General features: G+C 72.3%; 24 protein-coding genes. 6 read left to right on the top strand and 18 right to left on the bottom strand.

The window, feature by feature from the left end:
- Positions 1 to 39: 39 nt before the first annotated feature.
- From tolA to ruvB, 6 genes are all read right to left on the bottom strand, one after another.
- Entirely contained in the window at positions 40 to 1,368 is a 1,329-nt protein-coding gene (gene tolA, locus MFF61_RS13345) for a cell envelope integrity protein TolA (protein WP_238235601.1), read from the bottom strand.
- Between the two features lie 16 nt (positions 1,369 to 1,384).
- Complete coding sequence (locus MFF61_RS13340; protein ID WP_238235600.1) at positions 1,385 to 1,825, bottom strand: ExbD/TolR family protein; 441 nt, start codon at positions 1,823 to 1,825, stop codon at positions 1,385 to 1,387.
- A gap of 27 nt (positions 1,826 to 1,852) precedes the next feature.
- Positions 1,853 to 2,569 (bottom strand): protein TolQ, encoded by a 717-nt coding sequence (gene tolQ, locus MFF61_RS13335; RefSeq protein ID WP_238235599.1) that lies wholly within the window; start codon positions 2,567 to 2,569, stop codon positions 1,853 to 1,855.
- Between the two features lie 190 nt (positions 2,570 to 2,759).
- Positions 2,760 to 3,164, bottom strand: coding sequence for a tol-pal system-associated acyl-CoA thioesterase (gene ybgC, locus MFF61_RS13330; RefSeq protein WP_238235598.1), 405 nt, complete (start codon positions 3,162 to 3,164; stop codon positions 2,760 to 2,762).
- Positions 3,161 to 4,126 (bottom strand): metallophosphoesterase, encoded by a 966-nt coding sequence (locus tag MFF61_RS13325; protein WP_238235597.1) that lies wholly within the window; start codon positions 4,124 to 4,126, stop codon positions 3,161 to 3,163. The genes ybgC and MFF61_RS13325 overlap by 4 nt, the downstream gene beginning before the upstream one ends.
- Positions 4,119 to 5,165 (bottom strand): Holliday junction branch migration DNA helicase RuvB, encoded by a 1,047-nt coding sequence (ruvB, locus tag MFF61_RS13320; RefSeq protein ID WP_238235596.1) that lies wholly within the window; start codon positions 5,163 to 5,165, stop codon positions 4,119 to 4,121. Before ruvB ends, MFF61_RS13325 begins: the two co-directional genes overlap by 8 nt.
- Positions 5,166 to 5,361: 196 nt before the next feature.
- On the opposite strand from ruvB, the gene MFF61_RS13315 reads away from it, so the two are divergent.
- Positions 5,362 to 6,306 carry a DMT family transporter gene (locus MFF61_RS13315; protein WP_238235595.1) on the top strand — a complete coding sequence of 315 codons (945 nt, stop codon included), beginning with the start codon at positions 5,362 to 5,364 and terminating at the stop codon, positions 6,304 to 6,306.
- A gap of 4 nt (positions 6,307 to 6,310) precedes the next feature.
- Here the strand turns inward: MFF61_RS13315 and MFF61_RS13310 are convergent, their stop codons facing one another.
- The 5 genes from MFF61_RS13310 to MFF61_RS13290 form a co-directional block, all read right to left on the bottom strand.
- Complete coding sequence (locus MFF61_RS13310; RefSeq protein WP_238235594.1) at positions 6,311 to 6,769, bottom strand: hypothetical protein; 459 nt, start codon at positions 6,767 to 6,769, stop codon at positions 6,311 to 6,313.
- A gap of 260 nt (positions 6,770 to 7,029) precedes the next feature.
- Positions 7,030 to 7,533: a bacterioferritin gene (bfr, locus tag MFF61_RS13305; protein ID WP_238235593.1), complete on the bottom strand. Its 504-nt coding sequence runs from the start codon at positions 7,531 to 7,533 to the stop codon at positions 7,030 to 7,032.
- A 143-nt stretch (positions 7,534 to 7,676) separates the two neighbouring features.
- Positions 7,677 to 10,784, bottom strand: coding sequence for an efflux RND transporter permease subunit (locus tag MFF61_RS13300; RefSeq protein WP_238235592.1), 3,108 nt, complete (start codon positions 10,782 to 10,784; stop codon positions 7,677 to 7,679).
- A gap of 70 nt (positions 10,785 to 10,854) precedes the next feature.
- Positions 10,855 to 11,925, bottom strand: a complete 1,071-nt coding sequence (locus tag MFF61_RS13295; RefSeq protein WP_238235591.1) for an efflux RND transporter periplasmic adaptor subunit — start codon at positions 11,923 to 11,925, stop codon at positions 10,855 to 10,857.
- Complete coding sequence (locus MFF61_RS13290) at positions 11,922 to 13,052, bottom strand: efflux RND transporter periplasmic adaptor subunit (protein ID WP_238235590.1); 1,131 nt, start codon at positions 13,050 to 13,052, stop codon at positions 11,922 to 11,924. Before MFF61_RS13290 ends, MFF61_RS13295 begins: the two co-directional genes overlap by 4 nt.
- A 282-nt stretch (positions 13,053 to 13,334) precedes the next feature.
- On the opposite strand from MFF61_RS13290, the gene MFF61_RS13285 reads away from it, so the two are divergent.
- The gene (locus MFF61_RS13285) at positions 13,335 to 13,979 is read left to right on the top strand and encodes a TetR/AcrR family transcriptional regulator (RefSeq protein WP_238235589.1); all 645 of its coding nucleotides are present in this window, start codon (positions 13,335 to 13,337) and stop codon (positions 13,977 to 13,979) included.
- A gap of 114 nt (positions 13,980 to 14,093) precedes the next feature.
- Here the strand turns inward: MFF61_RS13285 and MFF61_RS13280 are convergent, their stop codons facing one another.
- Together MFF61_RS13280 and MFF61_RS13275 are read right to left on the bottom strand one after the other, a co-directional pair.
- The gene (locus tag MFF61_RS13280; protein WP_238235588.1) at positions 14,094 to 15,182 is read right to left on the bottom strand and encodes an AI-2E family transporter; all 1,089 of its coding nucleotides are present in this window, start codon (positions 15,180 to 15,182) and stop codon (positions 14,094 to 14,096) included.
- 47 nt (positions 15,183 to 15,229) lie between these two features.
- Positions 15,230 to 15,685, bottom strand: a complete 456-nt coding sequence (locus MFF61_RS13275; RefSeq protein WP_238235587.1) for a molybdenum cofactor biosynthesis protein MoaE — start codon at positions 15,683 to 15,685, stop codon at positions 15,230 to 15,232.
- Between the two features lie 178 nt (positions 15,686 to 15,863).
- Between MFF61_RS13275 and MFF61_RS13270 the strand changes: the two genes are divergently transcribed.
- Complete coding sequence (locus MFF61_RS13270) at positions 15,864 to 16,895, top strand: gamma carbonic anhydrase family protein (RefSeq protein ID WP_238235586.1); 1,032 nt, start codon at positions 15,864 to 15,866, stop codon at positions 16,893 to 16,895.
- 4 nt (positions 16,896 to 16,899) lie between these two features.
- Here the strand turns inward: MFF61_RS13270 and msuE are convergent, their stop codons facing one another.
- Positions 16,900 to 17,481 (bottom strand): FMN reductase, encoded by a 582-nt coding sequence (gene msuE / locus MFF61_RS13265; RefSeq protein ID WP_238235585.1) that lies wholly within the window; start codon positions 17,479 to 17,481, stop codon positions 16,900 to 16,902.
- 258 nt (positions 17,482 to 17,739) lie between these two features.
- Positions 17,740 to 18,426: an HAD family hydrolase gene (locus MFF61_RS13260; protein WP_238235584.1), complete on the bottom strand. Its 687-nt coding sequence runs from the start codon at positions 18,424 to 18,426 to the stop codon at positions 17,740 to 17,742.
- 152 nt (positions 18,427 to 18,578) lie between these two features.
- Here MFF61_RS13260 and MFF61_RS13255 point away from each other — a divergent pair, with 152 nt between their 5' ends.
- Both MFF61_RS13255 and msrA read left to right on the top strand, forming a co-directional pair.
- Positions 18,579 to 18,899, top strand: a complete 321-nt coding sequence (locus MFF61_RS13255; RefSeq protein ID WP_238235583.1) for a PetM family of cytochrome b6f complex subunit 7 — start codon at positions 18,579 to 18,581, stop codon at positions 18,897 to 18,899.
- A 133-nt stretch (positions 18,900 to 19,032) separates the two neighbouring features.
- A complete protein-coding gene (msrA, locus tag MFF61_RS13250; RefSeq protein WP_238235582.1) occupies positions 19,033 to 19,698 on the top strand; it encodes a peptide-methionine (S)-S-oxide reductase MsrA in 666 nt (221 codons plus the stop codon).
- An 18-nt stretch (positions 19,699 to 19,716) separates the two neighbouring features.
- Here msrA and mepA read toward each other — a convergent pair whose 3' ends face one another.
- Positions 19,717 to 20,640: a penicillin-insensitive murein endopeptidase gene (gene mepA / locus MFF61_RS13245; RefSeq protein WP_373324688.1), complete on the bottom strand. Its 924-nt coding sequence runs from the start codon at positions 20,638 to 20,640 to the stop codon at positions 19,717 to 19,719.
- Between the two features lie 141 nt (positions 20,641 to 20,781).
- Between mepA and MFF61_RS13240 the strand changes: the two genes are divergently transcribed.
- Positions 20,782 to 21,156 carry a PRC-barrel domain-containing protein gene (locus MFF61_RS13240; RefSeq protein WP_238235803.1) on the top strand — a complete coding sequence of 125 codons (375 nt, stop codon included), beginning with the start codon at positions 20,782 to 20,784 and terminating at the stop codon, positions 21,154 to 21,156.
- Between the two features lie 27 nt (positions 21,157 to 21,183).
- Here MFF61_RS13240 and MFF61_RS13235 read toward each other — a convergent pair whose 3' ends face one another.
- The gene (locus tag MFF61_RS13235) at positions 21,184 to 21,543 is read right to left on the bottom strand and encodes a hypothetical protein (protein WP_238235581.1); all 360 of its coding nucleotides are present in this window, start codon (positions 21,541 to 21,543) and stop codon (positions 21,184 to 21,186) included.
- Positions 21,540 to 21,953 carry an EVE domain-containing protein gene (locus MFF61_RS13230; protein ID WP_238235580.1) on the bottom strand — a complete coding sequence of 138 codons (414 nt, stop codon included), beginning with the start codon at positions 21,951 to 21,953 and terminating at the stop codon, positions 21,540 to 21,542. Before MFF61_RS13230 ends, MFF61_RS13235 begins: the two co-directional genes overlap by 4 nt.
- Between the last annotated feature and the right edge of the window lie 11 nt (positions 21,954 to 21,964).

Genomic DNA, 21,964 nt, shown 5'->3' with positions numbered 1-21,964 from the left:
TCCGTCAGGTGGTCGGTCACGCGGCGGGGTGGGAGGCCCTCACGCCCGCGGCAACTCGAACTCCGCGTTGATGATCCGCCAGTCGTTGTAGAAGGGCGCGAACTGGGCGGGGATGCGGTAGGGAGCGCAGCGGCGCACCGCGCGCACGGCGGCCTCCGCGATGGAACGGTCGATGGACGAGCCGCCGGCGCGCAGGATGCGCGGGTCGGCGCCGAGGGTGCCGTCCGGGTTGAGGCGGATGTCGAGCTGCGGCAGCACGATGCCCTGCTGCGCCCCGGGCGGGGCGGAGTAGCAGCGCTCGATCTGCTGCTGCAGCAGGCCCACCAGCGCGTCGCGCTGGCTCGGGTTGAGCCGCGCCGCCGTGCCGGTGGCGGTGCCGAGCGCCGCCGTGCGCTGCACCTCGCGGCCCGTCGCCCCGGTCGATTGCGAGGGGCCGTGGGCGTTGAGCGCGTCGCGGATCGAGCCCGCGTTGAACCGGTCGGCCAATTCGGCCTGCCGCCGCGCCCTGGCCTCCGCGGCGGCCTTCGCCTCCGCCCGGGCCTTCGCCTCGGCGGCGGCCTTCGCCTCCGCGATCTTCTCCTCGCGGGCCTTGGCGTCGGCCTCCGCCTTCGCCTCGGCCTCCTCGCGCGCCTTCTCCTGGCGGGCCTTGGCCTCGGCCTTCGCACGTGCCTCCGCCTTGGCCTTCGCTTCGGCGGCAGCCTTTGCTTCAGCGGCAGCCTTGGCCTCGGCGGCAGCCTTGGCTTCGGCCTCCTCGCGGGCGATGAGCTGCGCCAGTTCCTCGCGGCGGGCGGCCTCCGCCTTCTCGGCCGCGGCCTTGGCGGCGGCTCTGGCCGCGGCCGCCTTGGCGGCCTCCGCGGCCTTGGCCGCCTCGGCGGCGGCCTTCTCGGCCTGCACCTTCTCCTCGCGGGCCTTTTCTTCGCGGGCCTTTTCTTCGCGCGCCTTGGCCTCCGCCTTCGCGCGCGCCTCGGCCTCGGCCTTCGCCTGGGATTCGTCCGGACGCGGGGGCGGCGCGGGCTGTTCGAGGGCCGGCCGCAAGGGCGGCATCGGCGGGTCCTCGGCGCTCGCCACCTTCATCTCGGGCGGGCGCGTCGGCGGGGTCGGCACGTCGGTCTTGGCCTCGCCCGGGTCGTTCTCGCGCTGCCGCTCCGCGATCTTGTCGGCCCGCGGCGTGCGGGCGGGCGCGTCGCCGTCCCGCTGGCCCTTGGTGATCTCGGAGAACTGGTTCTCGGTCAGCACCTCGACCGGCACGCCCTCCTCGGCCTGCGGCAGCTCGTGGGCCGCCGCCGCCATCAGGGCGACACCGAGCAGCGCCGCATGCGCGACGCCGGAGATCCAGAACCCGGGCTCTGAGCGTTTGAGGAGTCGCACGGCTGCTCCGCCCGGTTCAGCGCTGGTCGGGCTCGGTCACCAGGGCGACCCGCTTGAAGCCGCCGCCGGTCACGATCCCCATCACCTGCGCGACGCGGCCGTAATCGACGCGCTTGTCGCCGCGCACGAAGACGCGCTCCTCGAACCCCTCGCGGGCCGTGGCGGTCAGGCGCGCCACGATGGCGTCGTCCGTCACCTCGTCCTCGCCGAGGAAGACCTGGCCGGTCTGGCGGATCGACAGCGTCACCGGCTTGGCGTCGGAGTTGAGGGGCGCGGCCCGGCTCTGGGGCAGGTCGAGGGGCACGCCCACCGTCATCATCGGGGCGGCCACCATGAAGATGATGAGGAGCACCAGCACGACGTCGATGAACGGCGTCATGTTGATCTCGTTGATGACGCCGCTGCGTCGCCCGCGCCGGCGGCGTCCGCCGCCCTGTGCCGCTCCGGCCATGCCCATGATGCGTCGTCCCGGGAGGTGGTCGGGTCAGGCCGCGAGCGCGATGCGCTCGTCGATCTGGCGCGAGAGGATGGCGGAGAACTCGTCGGCGAAGCCTTCGAGCCGCCCCTGCGCCTTGGCGACCGAGGCCTGGAGCTTGTTGTAGGCGAGCACCGCGGGGATCGCGGCGAACAGCCCGATGGCGGTGGCGAACAGGGCCTCGGCGATGCCGGGCGCCACCACCGCGAGGCTGGTGTTCTTGGAGGCGGCGATCGACGTGAAGGCCGTCATGATGCCCCAGACGGTGCCGAACAGGCCGATATAGGGGCCGGCCGAGCCGATCGAGGCCAGGAACAGCAGGCGGGATTCGAGCCGCTCCACCTCGCGCTGGATCGTGACGTCGAGCACCTTGTCGATGCGCTGGCCGAGGCTGTGGATCGAGCGGCCCGAGCCCTCGAAGGAGCGCTTCCACTCGCGCATCGCCGCGACGAAGACGGCGGCGAGGCCGGTGGGGGACTTGTCGTTGAAGGAGCGGTAGAGCTCTTCGAGCGAGCGGCCGGACCAGAAGGATTCCTCGAAGGCGTCCATCTCGGCCTTGGTGCGGCGGAACAGCAGCGTCTTGTCGACGATGATCGCCCAGCACCAGACCGAGGCGCCGATCAGCCCGAGCATCACCACCTTGACGACGAAGTGGGCCTGCCAGAACAGCCCGAACATCGTGATCTCGTGGACGGGCATCGCCTGGACGGCATCGGCGGGGTTCATGCAGTCGTCCTCACCCTCGAGGCGGCGCGCGGCGGCCCCTGGTTTCCCTGCAGATTGAGCGGTTTTGACTTCGATCGCGCTCGAATCTGTCGAAAGTAAGGGCCGGCCCACCGCGAGCGGATGGCCCACCCGCTCCGTTTAGGCCGTCGTCAGGGTTAAGGTTCGGTTGAGGCGGTGCCGAACCGGACGGTCAGCCCCGCCCTTCGAGGATCGCCCGCAGGGCGTCCGGGAGCCGCGCCGGGCGCCCGCCGGCCAGCGCCGCCACCCGCACGTCGGCGGTGAGCAGCACCTGCGCGTCCCGCAGGATGCGCTGCGCGATCACGATCGAGGCGCCCCGCACCTCGGCGGTGCGGGTCTCCACCGCCAGCACATCGTCCATGCGCGCCGGCACCAGCCAGTCGATCGTCATGCGGCGCACCGCGAAGAACAGCCCCTCCCCGCCCGCGTGCAGCACGGACTGGTCCACGCCCGCGGCGCGCAGGAGTTCGGTGCGTCCCCGCTCCAGAAAGCGCAGGTAGCTCGCGTGGTAGACGAGGCCCGAGAAATCCGTGTCCTCGTAGTAGACCCGGACCGGGAGGAGATGCGGGGCGCTCATGCGGCGGCCGGCTCGCCGAGATCCACCACCACGATCTCGGGCGGAATGCCGAAGCGGATCGGCGCGATGCTGAGCCCCAGGCCCGCCGACACGATCAGGTCGCTCTGCTCGCGGACGTGGCCATAGGCGTAGCGGTTGCGGTAGCGGGATGGCACCACCGGCGCGTAGCCGAACAGGCGCACCTGCCCGCCGTGGGTGTGGCCCGACAGGGTCAGGGCCACGCGGGCGGGCACCTGCGGGAAGATGTCGGGCTCGTGGGCGAGCAGGATCACGGGCGCGTCCGGCGGGACCTTCGCGAGGGTGGCCGCGAGGTCGTCGAGCCCGATGCGCGTGCCCGCGACGCCACGCGTCCGGTGCATCCAGCGATGGCGGGGGAGCAGCGCGAGCTGGTCGGCGAGCCCCGCCACCCAGACCGGCCCGCCCCGCACCGGCAACGCCGCCGCATCGTTCTCCAGCACCCGGATGCCGGCGGCGGTGAGCGCCGCCCCGGCCCGGGTCGGCCCGCCGGCCCGGGCCTGCGCCGCCTCGTCCTCCCACCAATCGTGGTTGCCGAGCACCGCGTAGACGCCGAGCGGCGCCTTGAGGTCGCCGAGCGGCGCGGCCCATTCCTCCGCCGGCAGGAGCCGGGTGACGAAGCGCTGGCCGGCCACGTAGTCGCCGAGCAAGACAATTACGTCCGGCTTGAGGGCGTTCGTCGCCGCGACGAGGCCGGCGATGCGCTCGGCGCTCATCCAGGGCTCGCAGGCGTGGATGTCCGCGAGCGCGGCGATGCGCAGCCGCAAGCCCGCCGGCCAGGGCGCGCGCGGGCGCAGGTCGTAGCGCGTCACCACCGACCAGAACGGCTCGATGCCGGTGGCGTAGGCGCCGGTGGCGAGGCCCGAGAGCGCGAGCGCGCCCGCCCCCCGCACCACCTGCCGGCGGGTCGGCCAGGACCGCTGCGCCGGGCTCACCGCCTCACTCATCCTCGCCGCCCGCGAAGAGGCCGAATTGCAGCGCCGGGTCGCGGTTCGGCTCGGGCAGCCCGAGATGCCGGAAGGCGTGCGGCGTCAGCACCCGCCCGCGCGGCGTGCGCTGCACGAAGCCCTTCTGGATCAGATAGGGCTCGATGATCTCCTCGATGGCGTCGCGCGGCTCGGAGAGCGCCGCCGCGATGGTCTCGACGCCCACGGGCCCGCCGCCGAACGAGTTCGCGATCAGGCCCAGATACTTCCGGTCCATGGTGTCGAGGCCGGCCGGGTCGACGTCGAGCAGGCGCAGCGCCCGGTCGGCGATGGCGCGCGTCACGGTGGGCGCCTCCTCCACGATGGCGAAGTCGCGCACCCGCCGCAGCAGGCGGCCGGCGATGCGCGGCGTGCCCCGCGCCCGCTTGGCGATCTCGTTGGCGCCGTCCGGCGACATGCCGATGCCCAGCACCCGCGCGCCGCGCGTGACGATGCTCTCCAGTTCGTCGATCTCGTAGAATTCGAGCCGGATCGGGATGCCGAACCGGTCGCGCAGCGGCGTGGTGAGCAGCCCGGCCCGCGTGGTGGCCGCCACCAGCGTGAATTTCGGCAGCTCGATCTTGACCGAGCGGGCCGCCGGCCCCTCGCCGATGATCAGGTCGAGCTGGTAATCCTCCATCGCCGGGTAGAGGATCTCCTCCACCGCCGGATTGAGGCGGTGGATCTCGTCGATGAACAGGACGTCGCGCTCCTCCAGGTTGGTGAGCTGTGCGGCGAGGTCGCCCGCCTTCGCGATCACCGGGCCGGAGGTCGAGCGGAAGTTCACCCCGAGTTCGCGCGCCACGATCTGCGCCAGCGTGGTCTTGCCGAGGCCGGGCGGGCCGACGAACAGCACGTGGTCGAGGGCTTGGCCCGTCTTGCGGGCCGCCTCGATGAAGATCTGGAGATTGGCCCGCGCGGCCCGCTGGCCGGTGAAGTCGGCGAGGCTGAGCGGGCGGATCGAGGCGTCGATGTCGTCTTCGCGGCGCTCGGGGTTCAGGAACGGTCTTGGCTTGCTCACGGGGCACTCGGGCGGGTCGGTGCGGACGGCGCGGCCGCTCCTCGGGGATGTAGTGGTCCTGACGCGGCGCACAACGCGACCGATCGCGCGGCGTCGGGAGCCAGTCTGGCCGCGAAATCCGGCAATTCCAGAGCAGGAAACGGGCTGCGCCGCGGGGCGTCCGGGTTATGGGGAGGGACCGCGTGGAGCCCGCCCGATGCCGCCTCCGATCCTCCGCATGACCTCCGGCGACTGGGGGCTGCTCCTCGTCCTCTCGGTGCTGTGGGGCGGCTCGTTCTTCTTCACGGGCGTCGCGCTCGGCGCGCTGCCGCCCCTCACCCTGGTCGTGCTGCGGGTCGGGCTCGCGGCCCTGGTCCTGCATGCCGTGGTGCGGGCAGCCGGTCTGCCGATGCCGCGCGCCGCCTCGGTCTGGGCGGCGTTCCTGGGCATGGGCCTCCTCAACAACGCCCTGCCCTTCTGCCTGATCGTCTGGGGCCAGACCCGGATCCCGAGCGGGCTCGCGGCGATCCTGAACGCGACGACGCCGCTCTTCACGGTGGTGGTGGCGCATGCGCTGACCACGGACGAACGGATGACGCGCGACCGCCTCGCGGGCGTGCTCCTCGGCGTGTGCGGCGTCGCCGTGATGGTGGGCCCCGCCGTGCTCACCGGCCTCGGCCGCGACGGGCTCGGGCAGCTCGCGATCCTGGCCGCCGCCCTGTCCTATGCCTGTGCGGGCGTCTACGGCCGCCGCTTCCGGGAGATGGGCGTGCCGCCGCTGGTCACGGCCTGCGGGCAGGTGACGGTGTCGAGCCTGCTCATCCTGCCGCTCGCGCTCCTCATCGACCGGCCCTGGACGCTGCCGGTGCCGGGAGCGGCCGTCTGGGGGGCGGTCCTCGGTCTCGCGGTGCTCTCGACCGCCCTCGCCTACGTGCTGTTCTTCCGGCTGCTCGCGCGGGCGGGCGCGACGAACATCGGCCTCGTCACCTTCCTGATTCCGGTCTCGGCCGTCCTGCTCGGAACCCTGATCCTCGGCGAGCGCCTCGACGCGCGCCACGCCCTCGGCATGGCGCTGATCGGGTGCGGCCTCGCCGCCATCGACGGGCGGCTTCCCGCGGCCCTGCGCGCCCGCCTGCACCGTCCGGCCGCGCGCCGGCCGTGACCGGTCAGCGCCAGACCGTGTGCGTGTCGATCCAGTCGTCCGCGCTCGGGACCGTCACCTGCGCGGTGCCGCCGCAGACGGGCAGCCGGATGGTGATGGCGCTGACCTTGGTGTTGCTGCGGGAGGGGGCGTTGACGATGTAGATGTAATCGGTGGTGCGCTCGATCTCGTCGAAGTAGGACACATCGACGTTGCGGTAGGTCGGCACCTCGATCCAGTCCTCGCCGCGGCGCTGGAACGCACCGCCCGGATACATGTAGACGTCGGAATAGCTCAGGCAGTACGGGCGGCCCAGGAACCGGGTCATCCCGACCCATGCCGCCGGTCCGACCTGCGCCAGCACGACGCTGGCGGCGAGGATGCCGCCGGCGATGTAGGTGTGCCGGCTGCGCAGCACCGCGCCCGCGGCGCGCAGACCCCGCCGCCAGCCGAACCGCCGCCCCCGCATCGCTGCTTCGCTCATTCCAGCCTTCCGATCCGCAGGCTGCCCGAGCGCACCCTCGCAAGACCAGATTAGGCGGACACGTCACACGAAGGCGCCAAGGCAAACGTTAGAATTCGCGCGTTCGGAATCGCTCAAACTGCAGGCGTCGCGGCGGGGCGAGGCCGCCGGGACCTCCCGGGGTGCTGCCCGTCGGGCGCCGAAACCCTTCTCCCACACGGGAGAAGGGGTCACCGGGCCTTACTCGGACACGGGCGCGGGGTCTTCGCGCCCGATCCGCCTCAGTGGCTGCCGCCCTCCGGCTCGATCTTGTCGAGGCCGCCGATGTGGCGCTGGGCGTAGAGCGGCAGGCCGATCTGCTTGATCAGCTCGAGCTGCGTTTCCAGGAAGTCGATATGGCCTTCCTCATCCGCCGCCAGATCCTCGAACAGCAGCTTCGACACCCGATCGTTGATCGAGTCGCAGTACTGCGCGGCTTCGAGGTAGAGCGCTCGGGCCTCATTCTCGGCCGCGAGGTCGCACTCGATGATCTCCTGCACGGTCTGGCCGATCCGCAGCGGGTCCAGCTCCTGAAGGTTGGGAAAGCCTTCGAGGAACAGAATGCGGTCGACGAACCGGTCGGCGTGCTGCATCTCTTCGATTGACTCCTTGCGCCAGTACTTCGCAAGGTCGACATAGCCCCAATCGTTCAACATGCGGAAATGCAGCCAGTACTGATTGACTGCGGTCAGCTCGCTGCGCAGGCCGCGATTGAGGTACTCAACAACCTTCGGGTCGCTCTTCATTCCCGATCTCCCGTCTCGGCGTCCGCCACCTGCAGGCGGCGCCGTATCCCTGCGGCACCCGGCCGATCGCCCGGCACGAAGGCACCACATGGCACGGACCTTCGTGCACGCCAAGAGCTAATTTAGAATGGCTACAAGGTAGATCAAGTCCCGGTCGAGGCGGCCTCGCGGATCCGGGCCTCGGGCTGCGGCGCACGGGGTCCCGCGCCGCCCCGCCGCGGCGGCTTGATGCGGTACCAGCCGACATAGAGCGCGGGCAGGAAGAACAGGGTCAGGAAGGTCGCCGCGATGATGCCGCCGATCATCGCGTAGGCCATCGGTCCCCAAAAGACCTCGCGGGCGATCGGCACCATGCCGAGGCTGGCGGCGGCGGCCGTGAGCAGGATCGGGCGCATGCGGTGGCAGGTGGCCTCCACCACCGCGTCCCAGGGCGCCATGCCCTCGCGCTCGTACTCGTCGATCTGCGTCACCAGGATCACCGAGTTGCGGATGATGATGCCGATCAGCGCGAGCACGCCCAGGATCGCCACGAAGCCGAGCGGCGCGCCCGAGGGCAGCAGCGCCGCGACGACGCCGATGAGCCCGAGGGGAGCCACGCTCGCCACCAGGACCATCTTCTGCACGCTCTGGAGCTGCACCATCAGCAGGAAGGCCATGACGAGGAGCATGACCGGCACCACCGCGGCGATCGGCCCCTGGCCCTTGGCGCTCTCCTCCACCGCCCCACCCACCGCGAGGTCGTAGCCGTCGGGCAGTTCGGCGACGAAACGGTCGATCGCGGGCTGGAGCGCCTTGACCACGGTGGCGGGCTGCGTCGCGTCGGTGATCGCCGCCCGGACCGTGATGGTGGGCTGGCGGTCGCGCCGCCAGACGATCGGCTGTTCGAGGTCGTAGCCGATCCGCGCGAAGGCCAAGAGCGGCACCGTGGCGCCGCTCGCCACCGGCACCTGCAGGCTCTGCAGGGTGTCGACGGAGCGCCGCTCCGCCGCCTCGGCGCGCGCGACCACGTTCACGAGGTAGATCGAGTCGCGCACCTGCGTGATCGTGGTGCCGCCGACCACGCCGTTGAGCAGGGTGGCGATGTCCTTCGAGGTCACGCCGAGCTGGCGGGCCTTGTCCTGCAGGATCTCGACCTTGAGCACCTTGCCGGGCTCGTTCCAGTCGAAGGTCGGCACGCCGAGGCTCGGGTTGGCACCGATCACGTTGGCGAGCTTCAGGGCCTGCTGGCGCACCACCTGCAGGTCCGGTCCGCCGAGCCGGTACTGGACCGGCCGGCCCACGGGCGGGCCGAGATCGAGGGGATGCACGAACACGTCGGTGCCGACGAAGTCCCGCCGGGCGAGGTCCTGCAGCCGCGCGATGGTCCGGTCGCGCGCCTCCAGCGACACGGTCTCGATCACGATCTGGCCGTAGAAGGCGTTGCCGAGCTGCTGGTCGAGGGGCAGGTAGAAGCGGATCGCCCCCTGACCGACGTAGGAACTCCAGTGGCGGATCGCCGGGTCGTCGCGCAAGGCGGCCTCGAACCGGTCCATCTGCGCCTTGGTCTCGCTGATGCTGGCGTTCTGCGGCAGCGTCAGGTCGACCAGCACCTCGCTGCGGTCGGAAGAGGGGAAGAACTGCTGCTGCACGAAGCCCATGCCGACGACAGAGAGCGCGAGCAGCCCGAAGGTCGCCGCGACCGTGAGCCAGCGCCAGCGCATGGCCGGCAGCAGCATCGCCCGGAAGACGGCCAGCATTCGGCTCGGCTTCTCGTGGTGGCCCTTCATGGCGGCGGGCAGAATCTTCACGCCGAGCAGCGGCGCGAACAGCACCGCCACCACCCACGAGACGAGCAGCGAGGCCGCCAGCACCACGAACAGCGAGTAGGTGTACTCGCCCGCCGCCGACCCGTTGAAGCCGATCGGCAGGAAGCCCGCCACGGTGACGAGCGTGCCGGTGAGCATCGGGAAGGCCGTCGAGGTGTAGGCGAAGGTCGCCGCCTTGTGCAGGCTGTCACCGGCTTCGAGCCGCGCCACCATCATCTCGACGGTGATCATGGCGTCGTCGACGAGGAGCCCGAGCGCGATGATCAGCGCGCCGAGCGAGATGCGCTGCAGCGTCACCCCCATCGCGTCCATGATCACGAACACGATGGCGAGCACGAGCGGGATCGACAGCGAGACGACGAGCCCCGCCCGCAGGCCGAGGCTGAGGAACGAGACCACCAGCACGATCACCACCGCCTCGACCAGCGCCTTGGTGAAGCCGCCCACCGCCTCCTCGACGATCTTGGGCTGGTCGGAGACGAGGTGGATGCCCACGCCCACCGGCAGCTCCGCCTCGACCTGGCGCATGCGGGCCTTCAGGTCCTGGCCGAATTGCAGGATGTTGCCGCTCGGCTGCATGGCGATGGCGAGCGCGATGGCCGGCTGGCCGTTGTAGCGGAACAGGGCCTGGGGCGGGTCTGTGTAGCCGCGGTGGATCTCGGCCACGTCCGAGAGCCGGAAGAAGCGGTCGTTGATCCGCAGGTTGATCGCCTCGAGGCTCGTCTCGTCGGCGAACTGGCCGCCGACCCGCACCGAGACGCGCTCCGGCCCGGCCTGGATCACCCCGGAGGGCTCGACCGCGTTCTGCGCCTGCAGCGTGCCGATCACCGCCTGCGAATCGATCCCGAGCCCGGCGAGCTTGCGGGTCGAGAAGTCGAGGTAGATGACCTCGTCCTGCGCACCCACGATCTGGGTCTTGCCGATGTTCTTGACCTTGAGGATGCGGGTGCGCGCGGTCTCGACGTAGTCGCGCAGCTGGCGCAGCGAGAGCCCGTCCGCCGTGAAGGCGTAGACGTTGCCGAAGACGTCGCCGAACTCGTCGTTGAACACCGGCCCCTGCACCCCCTGCGGGAAGCTGCCCCGGATGTCGCCGATGCGCTTGCGGACCTGGTAGAACAGCCACGGGATGGTCTTGGGCGGCGTCGTCTCGCGCAGCTGCACGAACACCGTGGTCTGGCCCGGGGTCGTGTAGCTGCGGGTGTAGTCCACCGCGTTGATCTGCTGGACCTCCTTCTCGATCCGGTCCGTGACCTGCTGGAGCGTGTCGCCGATGGTGGCGCCGGGCCAGCTCGCCTGCACCACCATGGTCTTGATCGCGAAGGCCGGATCCTCCTCGCGGCCGAGCTTGCCGTAGGACATCGTCCCGGCGACGATCACGACCGCCATCAGGAACCAGACGAAGGACCGGTGGGCGAGCGCCCATTCCGAGAGGTTGAAGCGGGTCATCGGCGCGTCCTGGCGCGGGGTGTGGTCGGGCTGGAATGGCGGCTCGGCGGCGTCGGACGGGGGCGCGGCCTCACAGGCCCGTCTCCGGCAGCCGCACCGCCTGCCCCTCCGCGAGGCTGTGGACGCCCGCCACCACCACGGCCTCGCCGTCCTGCAGGCCCGCGGCGACCAGGATCGCGTCGGCCTCGCGGCCCGCGACGCGCACGTCGCGCCGGGCCACCGCCTTGCCGTCCGGGCGCACCACCCACACGGCGGTCCGGCCGTCCCGCTCCAGCAGCGCGGTCGCGGGCAGGCGGATGCGCGGCTCGGTTGGCCGCTCCAGCGCCACCGTCACGGTGGTGCCGAGCCGGAAGGCGTCCGGCGGCGAGACGAGCGTCATGCGGATGCGCCGCGTGCGCGTCGCGGCCTCGGCGAGCGGACCGATCTCGCGCACCCGGCCGCGGGCGACCACCGACGGGGCGGCAAGCAGGCGGACGGTGAACTCGGCGTCCCGCCGCACCTCGCCCATCAGCGTGTCGGGGATGTCGACCACCGCCTCGCGCACATCCGGACGCGCCAGGGTGACGACGGCTTGGCCCGCCGGCACCACCTGCCCGACCTCGGCGCTCCAGGCCGTGACCACGCCGTCGAAATCCGCCGTGAGCGTGGTGTAGCCCCGCTCGTCCTCCGCCCGCTGGCGGGCGGCCTTCGCCTGCGCGAGGCGCGCCGCCGCGGTGTCGCGGTTGGCGACCGCGGCGTCGAGCTGGGCCTGCGTGACGTTGCCGCCCTCGAACAGGGTGCGCTGGCGCGCCTCGGTGGCGCTGGCGTTGGCGAACTGGGCCTCCGCATCCGCCACGTCGGCCCGCGCCCGCAGCAGCGCGAATTCCTGCACGGTCGGATCGAGGGCGGCCAGCCGCGCGCCCTTCGCCACGAGGTCGCCCACGAAGACATCGCGCGCGACGATGCGCCCGCCGACCCGGAAGCCGGCCTGGGTCTGGTAGCGCGGCTCGACGGTGCCGGCGAAGGGGCCGAAGGTCTCCGTCGTGCGGGACACCGCCGTGACGGTGAGCACGGGGCGCACCGGCGGGGGCGGCGCGGCCTTCTCCTCGCAGGCCGACAGCGCGAGGGCGAGGAAGACCGGGAGGAGCGTGCGGAGCCTCACGGCGTGCCCTCCCCCACCACCGCCACCTTCTGGCCGGGCCGCAGCAGCTGGATCCCGGCCGTGACCACCTGTTCGCCGGCCTCGACGCCGGAGGAGAGCACGATGGCGGAGCCGGCGTAGCGGGCGATCTCCACCGGCTTCGGGGTGACGGTGCGGCTCTGCGGGTCGAGCACCCAGACGGCCGGGGCGTCGCGCCAGCGAAACAGCGCGCTCCAGGGCAGGCTCACCGCCTCCTGGGGCCGGAAGCGCCCGCGCCCGATCACCACCGCGCCGAGGCTCACGCCCGGCGGGACGCTCCTGAGGCCGATCTTGACCCGCACCCCGCCCGAGGCCGGATCGACTGAGGGCGAGATCTCCCGCACCGTCCCGGTGGTGCGCACGCGCGGGTCGGCCTGCAGGGTGATCTCCACCTCCGGGCTGCCGGGGGGCTGCGCCAGCAGGCTCTCGGAGACGAGAAAGACCGCATCGCGCGGCCCGTCCTGCGCGAGGGTGAACACGGTCTGGCCGGACTGCACCACCTGCCCGGCCTCCGCGTTGCGTGCCGTGATGATGCCCGCCACCCCGGGCTTGAGGTCGGTGTAGGAGAATTGCTCGCGCGCGGAGCCGAGCGCCGCGCGGGCGGAATCGACGGAGGCCTGCGTGGTGCGCAGCTGCTGCTCGGCCTGATCGTAGGTGCTGCGCGTCGTGTAGCCGTTGCGCATCAGCGCCTGCTGGCGCTCGAAAGTGACCTTGGCCTGGGCGAGCAGCGCCTCGGCGGAGGCGAGCGCCGCCTGTGCGGTGTCGAGCGCGACCTGCTGCTCCTGCGGTTCGAGCCGGGCCAGCACGTCGTCGGCACCCACATGGTCGCCCACCTCGACGCGGCGCTCGGCGATCTTGCCGTTGATCCGGAAGGCGATGTTGCTGAGGTACTTGGCCTGGACGTCGCCGGTCAGCACCACCTCGCCGGCCACCGGCGTGCGGGTCGCCGTCACGGTCTTGACCCGCGCCAGATGAGGGTCCGCGCCCGGCTCGCCAGTCCGGGCGGCGGGCGGCGTCTCGGCCAGGGCCGGCGCTGCCGGGACGTGCGCCGCCAGGGCGGCCCAGACGGCAGCCGAGAGCGCAGCGAAGTGCCGGAGAGGGTGAAGCATCCTGACCTCGAAGGACGAGCGCGTCGCGGGACGACCGGGGGACGCGTGAAGGAGCGGCCGCGAGGGGGCGGGTGCGGCCGCTCCTTCCAGGCTCCGGGCCGGTGGCGCCGGCTCAGAGCCTGTGACAACGCCCGGCCGGGCGGCGGGGCAACGAAATTCCGGCGGCACGCGACCGATCCGACGCGGCATCGGCGTTACTCTTCCGATGCACCGGGCGCGGATCCCTTGCCGGAGCCGCCGCTCACGTACTAATTACTGACCAGTCAGTCAATAGGGAGAGCGATGGCCCAGGGTACGGCCAGGCCGCGGCAGCGGCGCAAAGAGGAACGGCCCGGGGAGATCCTGGAGGCGGCGTTCGACGAGTTCACCCTGCACGGCTTCGCGGCGACCCGGCTCGACGCCGTGGCGGCGCGCGCCGGCATCACCAAGGGGACGATCTACATCTACTTCCCGAGCAAGGAGGACCTGTTCGTCGCCGCCGTCAGCGAGCGCGTGCGGCCGGTGAACGAGCACATGGCGGCGCTCTCCGCCAACCCGCAGGGCTCCGCGATGGCGATCCTGCGACGGCATTTCGAGTTCGTGTACGCCCACATGGTGCACGAGCGCGGCGGGCGCGACCTGATCCGGATGGTGGTGGCCGAGGCGGGGCGCTTCCCGGACATCGCCGAGCGCTGGCACGACGCGGTGATTGGCCCCTCGGTCGAGATGCTGCGCCGGGTGGTGCGCTACGGCGTGGGGCGTGGCGAGTTCCGGGCGAGCGCCGCGGAAGAATTTCCCCACCTGCTGTTCTCGCCCGTGATGATGGCCGCGACGTGGTGCAGCCTGTTCGGCGCCGTGCGCCCGCTCGATCTCGACCGCTACCGCGCGGCGCATCTCGACTTGATGGAGCAGAGCCTGCGCGCCGGCCCCGAGCGAGCCTCGGACTGAACCCGCGGGCTCAGCCGTCGCGGGCAAGCTCCAGCGCCGCAAGGTCGCTTCCGGTCAGGCCCGTCAGCACCGCCATCGGGGACGCGGATCCCGGCACCGCCGGGACGCCCCTCGTCAGGACCGGCGCGCGGGCATCCGCTCGCCGAGCCCGTCCTCGACGTAGAGCCGGTCGAGCAGGACCTTCGCCACCGCCATCAGCGGCAGTGCGAGGGCCAAGCCCCAGAGCCCGAACAGAACCCCGAGCAGGATCTGCCCGGCGAAGATCGTCGCGGGCGGAATGTCGAGGGCGCGCTTCTGGATGAAGGGCGTGAGCACGTAGCTCTCCAGCGCCTGCACCACGAGATAGACCGCGAGGCCGCCGAGCGCGCCGGTCCAGCCCTGGGCGAGGCCCGCCAGCACGATGACGAGGCCGGCGACCAGCGCCCCGATGGTCGGCACGAAGCAGAACAGCCCGGCCTGCAGCCCGAGCACCAGGGCGCCGTCGAGGCCGAGCAGGGTCAGGCCGAGCCAGACGCAGACGAAGATCGCCGCCATGATGACGAGCTGGCCGAACAGCCAGTGGCGCAGCGTCTCGCCGAGTTCGTCCATGATGGCGCCCGCCCGCGCGCGGCGTTGCGGCGGCACGAAGTGCAGCAGGCCGTCGCGATAGGCGCGGGGATCCGCCGCCGCGAACAGGCCGAGCGCCAGGATCACGAAGACGTTGCCCACCGCCCCGAAGACCTGCACGGCGATGGCGGTCGCCTGTCCGAGCACGCTGCCGGCGTCCGACAGCAGCGCCCCGGGGCTCGGCAGGTTGCCGCCCGCGCCGGATTCGCTCGCGCCGCCCTTCCCCTCGTCGCCGAATCGGAAGGCGCGGGTGTCGACCCCCTTCTCCTTCAGCCAGTCGCGCACGCTCACGGCTTGGTTGCGCAGGGTCCGGCTGACCGTGTCGGCCTCCCGCACCAGCGTGGCGCCCCCGAACGCGACCCCGCCAAGGACTAGGCCGGCGAGCACGAGGCTGATTGCGGCGAGCGAGGCGCCATGCCCGAGCGGCACCACCCGGCGCAACGCGCGGGCGAGCCCATCGAGGAAGACCCCGAACAGGATGCCGGCGAAGATCAGCAGCAGCGTGTCGGCCGCGTGCCAGGCCAGCGCCAGGGCCGCCACGAACGCGACCGTGCCGATTCCCGCGACCAGGAGAGGCCGCGCTCCCGTGCCCTGCATGCCGCTGCCCCCGTTGCCGCGACCGCGCGAAGTTTCTCCCGCGGGCGTCACCAGCGATCCGCCGCCGCCGCGTCGTGGTCCGTCGCCTCGACCCAGCCGCCGACCGCGCCGTCCGCGAGGTGCTCGCGCTTCCAGAACGGGGCGCGGGTCTTGAGGTAATCCATCAGGAAGGTCGCGGCCTCGAAGGCGGCCGTGCGGTGCGCCGAGGCCGTGAGCACGAGGACGATCCCCTCTCCCGGCCGGATCAGGCCGTGGCGATGGATCACCGTCGCGGCGGCGAGCGGCCAGCGCGCGGCAGCCGCATCGAGCACCCGCCCGACCTCCCCCTCGGCCATGCCGGGGTAATGCTCCAGTTCGAGGGCGGCGAGGCGCCCGCCCTCGTCGCGGCACAGGCCGGTGAAGGTCACCACCGCGCCGATGCCCGGACCCGCCCGGGCCGAGAGCGCCGCGATCTCGGCCGCGACATCGAAGGGCTCGGGCTGGATGCTCAGGCGCAGGCTCATGGCGGCCTGCCTACCATGCCGCAGGCCCCCGCCGCCACGGCCCCGGGCTCGCACCGAGAGTCGGGCTTGACGCCGTCCCGTTGACGCGGCCCCCTTGATGCCGCCTCGTTGACGCCCCCTCCTTGGCGATGCCCCTGCGTCGGGTGCATGAACCGGCCGCGAACCGGAGACCCGCCCCGTGACGCCCGACCTGCTGCTCCCCTTCGCCGGCACCGCGCCGGATTTCGCGACGCCGCCCCTCTGGTGCGGGCGTGGCAGCACCGTGATCGGCCGCACGACGCTGGGGGCCGAGGCATGGCTCGGGGACGAGGCGGTGATCCGCGGCGACGGCCACGACGTGATCGCGGGGGACCGGCTCTGGCTCGGCGCGCGCGCGACGCTGCACATCGCGCAGGACATGTACCCCTGCATCCTCGGCGACCGGGTCACGGTCGGGCGCGACGCCTGCGTGCACGCCTGCACGGTCGGCGATGACTGCGTGATCGAGGACGACGTGGTGGTGCTCGACGGCACGGTGATCGAGGACGGGGTGCTGGTGGAGGCGGGCAGCACCGTCTTCCCGCGCTCGGTCCTGCCGGCGGGCTTCGTCTGCGCGGGCTCGCCCGCCGTGCCGGTGCGGCGGCTCGCGCCCAGCGAACTCGCCGCGCGCGCGTCGCGCCTGCGCGAGGCCGCTTCCCCGCCCCCGCCGCCCGGCGACGCGCGGGACGATCCCGCCTCGGTCTTCGTCGCCCGCACGGCCCGCCTGCGCGGCGCGGTCAGGCTCGAGGCCGGCGCGAGCGTCTTCTTCGGCTGCGATCTCGCGGCCGGCGCCGGGCCGATCGCTGTGGGCGCGAACGCGAACGTGCAGGACAACTGCGCCCTCCATGCGGCGGGCGCGGGCCTGGAGATCGCGCGGGACACCACGCTCGGCCACAACGTGCGAACGGCCGACGGGCGCATCGGCCCGCGCAGCCTCGTCGGCATCGGCAGCCGGCTCGCGCCGGGGACGGTGGTGGAGGAGGATGTGCTGGTCGCGGCCGGCACCGTGACGCAGCCCGGCCAGCGGCTCGAAACCGGCTGGCTCTGGGGCGGGCGCCCGGCGCGGGCCCTGGCCCGGCTGGACGAGGGCAAGCGCGAGATGATGCGCCGGATCGTCCAGCAATATGCCGGCTACGGCCGGGCCTACCGCAAGGCCCAGGACAGCCTCGCAAAGGCCCGCCCCGGCAGCTGAGCCCTCAGATGGCCGCGGCGGCGGGCGGAACGTCGCGGGCGCGGCGGGCGGCCTCGGCGGTGTCGAGGAGATGGGCGAGTTCGGTCGCCGCCGCCGCGACGCGCGCGGCGACGCGCGGGTCCGTCACCACCCCGTCCCGGATCTCGCCCTCGCCGGCATAGACGGCGGTCGGCGTGACATGGGCGGTGAAGAAGCCGAAGAGCGGCCGTAACTGGTGCTCGACCATCAGCGCGTGACGGGGCCCGCCGCCCGTCGCGGCGATCGCCACCGGCTTGCCGGCGAGCGCGGCGGGATCGAGGAAGTCGATCACGTGCTTGAACAGACCCGAGTACGAGCCCTTGTAGACCGGCGAGGCGACGATCAGGCCGTCGGCGCTCTCCATCGCCTCGATCAGACGGGCGGCCGGCAGCGGCAGCGCCTCGCGCTGGCTCACGCCGAGGCCGGGCCCGGCATCGACGAGGTCGAACACCTTGAGGTCGATGCGGCGCTGGCGCGCAAGATCCGCCGCGATGGCCTCGACCAGCGTCCGGGTGCGGGAGGGCCGGCCAGGATTACCCGAGAAGGCGACGATGCGGGGAAGTCTCACGACGCAACTCCGGTTCGCCGGACCGCCCGGCTTCGCTGGTGATCTCCTGCGGAGGCAACCCTGCCCGCCCGCTCCGGTTCGGCCGCGACGGCGCCGCACCCCCCGCGCCGCTTCGTGACACCCCTCAGTTCGGCATGGCAGGCGTCCGCGTCAAGCATCTCGTCCTGTCGGTACCGGGATCTTGAGCAGCGCTGGTTAAGTCGGTCGGAACGGGATCGTCATCCTCTTCGGCATGGCGAACTGTTCGTTTGCGGAGCCTCACGCGTCTTCTGCGTGATCCGCAATCAAGCCCGGCAGGCGGTGGAAATCGGTGAAGACGAGCGCGGCGCCGGCCGCGACGAGGTCCTGGGCCGCCGGATCGTGCCGCCAATGGCCGCCGCCCGCGAAGCCGAACACCCGCATGCCCGCGGCGCGCGCCGCCGTGACGCCCGGCACGCTGTCCTCGATCACGAGGCAGCGCGCGGGATCCGCGCCCATCCGCTCGGCCGCGTACAGGAAGAGGTCGGGATGCGGCTTGCCGCGCGCCACCATGCTGGCGCTGAAGACGTGCCCGTGGAAGAGGGGCAGCAGGCCCGTGAGGGTGAGCGCGTGGGTAAGACGCGCCGGGTCGCTGCTGGAGGCCACGCAGCGACGGTCCGGCAGGGCTTCCAGCACGTCGCCGGCCCCCGCGATGGCGGTGAGTTCCGCCTCGAAGGCCCGCAGCGTGTCCGCCCGGACCGCGTCCACGAAGCCGTCGGGGGCGGCGACGCCGTAATCGGCCGCGATATGGGCCATGATGGAGGTCATGCTGGTGCCGGTGAAGCGGCGCGCCACCGTGTCGAGGTCGATCGGGACGCCGATCCGCACGAGATTGGCGGTCAGACGCGCGAGGCTGATCGGCTCGCTGTCGATCAGCACCCCGTCGCAATCGAAGATCACCAAGTCCGGCCGCCGCTGTCCGCCCATGCCTGCTCCCATCCGTGAGCTCAGGCCCTGGCACGCCGCTGGCCGGGGGATCAAGGCGGCGCAGGGCCACGCTTGCGCCGGCCGGGAGGGCTGTCTACTGCGGACTCTCGCCAGACGACGGTGGTCGTCCGCCGCGCGGACCGGAGCCCCGCATGATCCGTTTCCTGGCCCGCTTTCTCGGGCTCCTACTTCTCGCCGCCGGGTTCGTCGGGATCGTCTATGACGGCGCGCGCTCGATCGCCAACAACACGGTGGCGGTCTCCTCGGTGAGCGAGGTGGCGTCGGCGCTGCTCAAGGACCGCGCCGCGAGCCTCCAGGCGGCGGTGGAGGGCAGCCAGCCGGCCCTGTGGAAGCTTCTGGGCGCACCGCTCACGGTGTTTCCGGCCGCCCCGATCGCCCTGGTGCTGGGCCTTGTGCTGCTGTGGATCGGCCAACCGCCGCGGGCCGGGATCGGCACCCTGATCCGCCCCTGAGGCGGGCCTCCGCCAGACGCAGGATCCCGGCCTGACGCTGGGGCGTCGCCCTGGAGCCGGACGGCGCGCATCCCCATATCCCGGCGTGGATGGTACGAGGCGGCCGCGTGGCCGCCCGAGACGGAGCGAGCCGATGCTTCTTTTCCGCAAGCGCGCCGAGATGCCGAGCCCGGACCGGATCCTGCCCGGCCGGCCGACGCCGCTCCCCACCGCCGAGCGTCACTTCGTCAACGGGCGGCCGCTGAAGGGCCCCTATCCCGAGGGGACCGAGACCGTGATCTTCGGGCTCGGCTGCTTCTGGGGCGCGGAGCGCAAGTTCTGGCAGCTCGGCGACGGGATCTGGGTGACGGCGGTGGGCTACGCCGCCGGGACGACGCCGAACCCGACTTACGAGGAGGTCTGCTCGGGCCTCACCGGCCACAACGAGGTGGTGCTGGTGGCCTACGACCCCGCCGTGATGCCGTTCGGGCGCCTGCTCCAAACCTTCTGGGAGAGCCACGACCCGACTCAGGGCATGCGCCAGGGCAACGACGTCGGCACGCAGTACCGCTCGGGCGTCTACCTGACCGATCCGCAGCGGCGGGCCGAGGCCGAGGCCTCGCGCGACGCCTACGCGGCGGCGCTCGCCGCGCAGGGCTACGGGCCGATCACCACCGAGATCCGCGACGCCGGCCCGTTCTACTTCGCCGAGGATTACCACCAGCAATACCTCGCCAAGAATCCGGGCGGCTATTGCGGGCTCGGCGGCACGGGCGTGGCCTGCCCGATCGGCACGGGCGTGCGCAGCGCCGCCGAGTAGGTCCTCTTCCTGGGCCTTCTACTTGGCCTTCAGCACCGCCCGGCAGGCCTCCGGCAGGCCCGCCAGGGTGATCGGCGGGCGCGGCTTGCCCGGGGGCCGCGGCGGCGGGTTGAGCACCGCGTCGCTGAACCAGTAGTCGAGTTCGCCGCTGCAGCCGTCGCCGCTCGGCGGCGGGTCCTGGTCCTTGCAGGCGCGCTCGCCCGACGGGCAGTCGAGCCGGATATGGAAGTGGTAGTTGTGGCCGTACATCGGCCGCACCTTGCTGAGCCAGCCCCGGTTGCCTCCCGCCTCGCGGCAGAGGGCGAGCTTGATCGCCGGGTTGACGAAGATCCGCGCCACCTCGGGCTGCTGCGCCACCATCTGGATCAGCCGGCCGTGTTCGGGGCGCCAGACCGCGGGGTCGATGTCGCGGCGGTCGGCGCGCACCACGTTGGTGGCCGACATCTCCTCGCGCTCCGCCCGCGAGAGGCGCCGGTCCGGCATCGGGGTGAGCCAGATGTCGGCGTCGAGGCCGAGCTGGTGCGAGGCGTGCCCGGTCAGCATCGGGCCGCCGCGGGGCTGCGAGAGGTCGCCGACGAGCAGGCCCGGCCAGCCCGCCTGCACCGGCGCCTTGGCGGCCATTTTCTCCACGAAGGCGATGAGGCGCGGGTGGCCCCACATGCGGTTGCGCGACAGGCGCATCACCTGCCAGGTCGGGCCATCGGTGGCGAGGGCCTCGGCCCCGGCGACGCAGCCGCGCGAATAGCTGCCGATCGCCTGCGGGGCCATCTGGGCCGCCGTGGTGGCGCGGCCGAACAGCGCCTTGGCGGGCGTTGCAGGATCGTCCGGGTTGGCGAGCGGCGGCAGCGGCTTCGGGTTGACGCTGCCGCGATCCTGGGAGAGCGCGGGCGGCGCGGAGAGGGCCAGGGCGGCGAGGATCAGGGCGAGGAGACGAATCGACATGGGCGGAGGCTAGACCGGCGCGGGGCCGCGCGAAACCGCCGGCCGGAACAGGGCCGTGCGGACCGCGTTGCTCGCGCATCAGTTTCGAGTCTGGAGGCCGCGATGACCACCGAAGCGCCGACCGTGGGCGACCGCTCCGACATGGGCAGCACGAGCACCAACGAGACCAGCGCGCTGATCGCCAGCGATCGGGTCGAAGGCACGGCGGTGCGCCGCCGGAACGGCGACAGCCTGGGGCGCATCGAGCGCCTGATGATCGAGAAGCGCAGCGGCCGGGTCGCCTACGCGGTGATGAGCTTCGGTGGCTTCCTCGGGATGGGAGAGGGCTACCACACGATCCCGTGGGGCGCGCTGACCTTCAACCCGGAGCTCGATGCCTACGAGGTCGACATCAGCGAGGAGCAGCTCCGCAACGCGCCGCAGCGCTCGGCCGAAGGCGGCGATCCCTCCTCCGACCGTGCCTGGGAGGAGCACGTCCACCGCTACTACAACGCCCATCCCTACTGGACGGTCTGACGTCCCGCTTCGGGTCTCCTCCGGGCCTCATTTGGCGGGCTCGGCCCAGCGGCACACCGTGCTGTCCTTCACGGTGAGGCAATCGTAGCCGGTGCCGCCCACCACCACGTGGTCGGCCACACCGCCGAGGCGATCCCGCGGCGTGGCGGCACAGCCGAGATGGTCGGCCTTCGGGTCGGCGAACAGGCGGGCGATGGCGGCGGCCTCGCCCTTGGTGTCGCGCAGGAGCATACGCAGATTGGCGAGCGACCCGCAGGTCACGACCGGCGGGCCGGATTTGGCCGCCGCACCCTTCTCGGCTGCCGCACAGGGCAGCGCGGTCAGTGCGGCCGCCAGCGCGAAGACCGCCCGATCGGCCCATCCGCTTGCCGGGCGCGACCGGCTCACAGGCCCCCCATCGCCCGCACGATCGCCCATTCGTCGTCCGTCACCGGCTGCACCGACAGGCGCGAATTGTTGACGAGGATCATGTCCTTGAGCCGGGGCTCGGCCTTGATCGCCTCCAGGGTGACCGGGCGCGGCAGGGCCGCCACCGCCTTCACGTCGACCATGCCGAAGCGGCCGCTCGGATCCGTATGGTCGGGATAATAGGTGCGGATCACCTCGACGATGCCGACCACCGCCTTGCCCTCGTTGGAATGGTAGAAGAAGCCCTGGTCGTGCAGGCGCATCGCCTGGAGGTGCTGCTTGGCGAGGTGGTTGCGCACGCCGTTCCAGAACGTGCCGGCCTCGCCCGCCGCGACCTGCTGCTCCCACGACCACGTCGACGGCTCGGACTTGAAGAGCCAGTGCGCCATCCCCTCGCCCT

The organism is Methylobacterium isbiliense (assembly GCF_022179325.1).
Taxonomy (GTDB): domain Bacteria; phylum Pseudomonadota; class Alphaproteobacteria; order Rhizobiales; family Beijerinckiaceae; genus Methylobacterium; species Methylobacterium isbiliense.
This window is presented reverse-complemented; position numbering and strand designations above follow the sequence as displayed.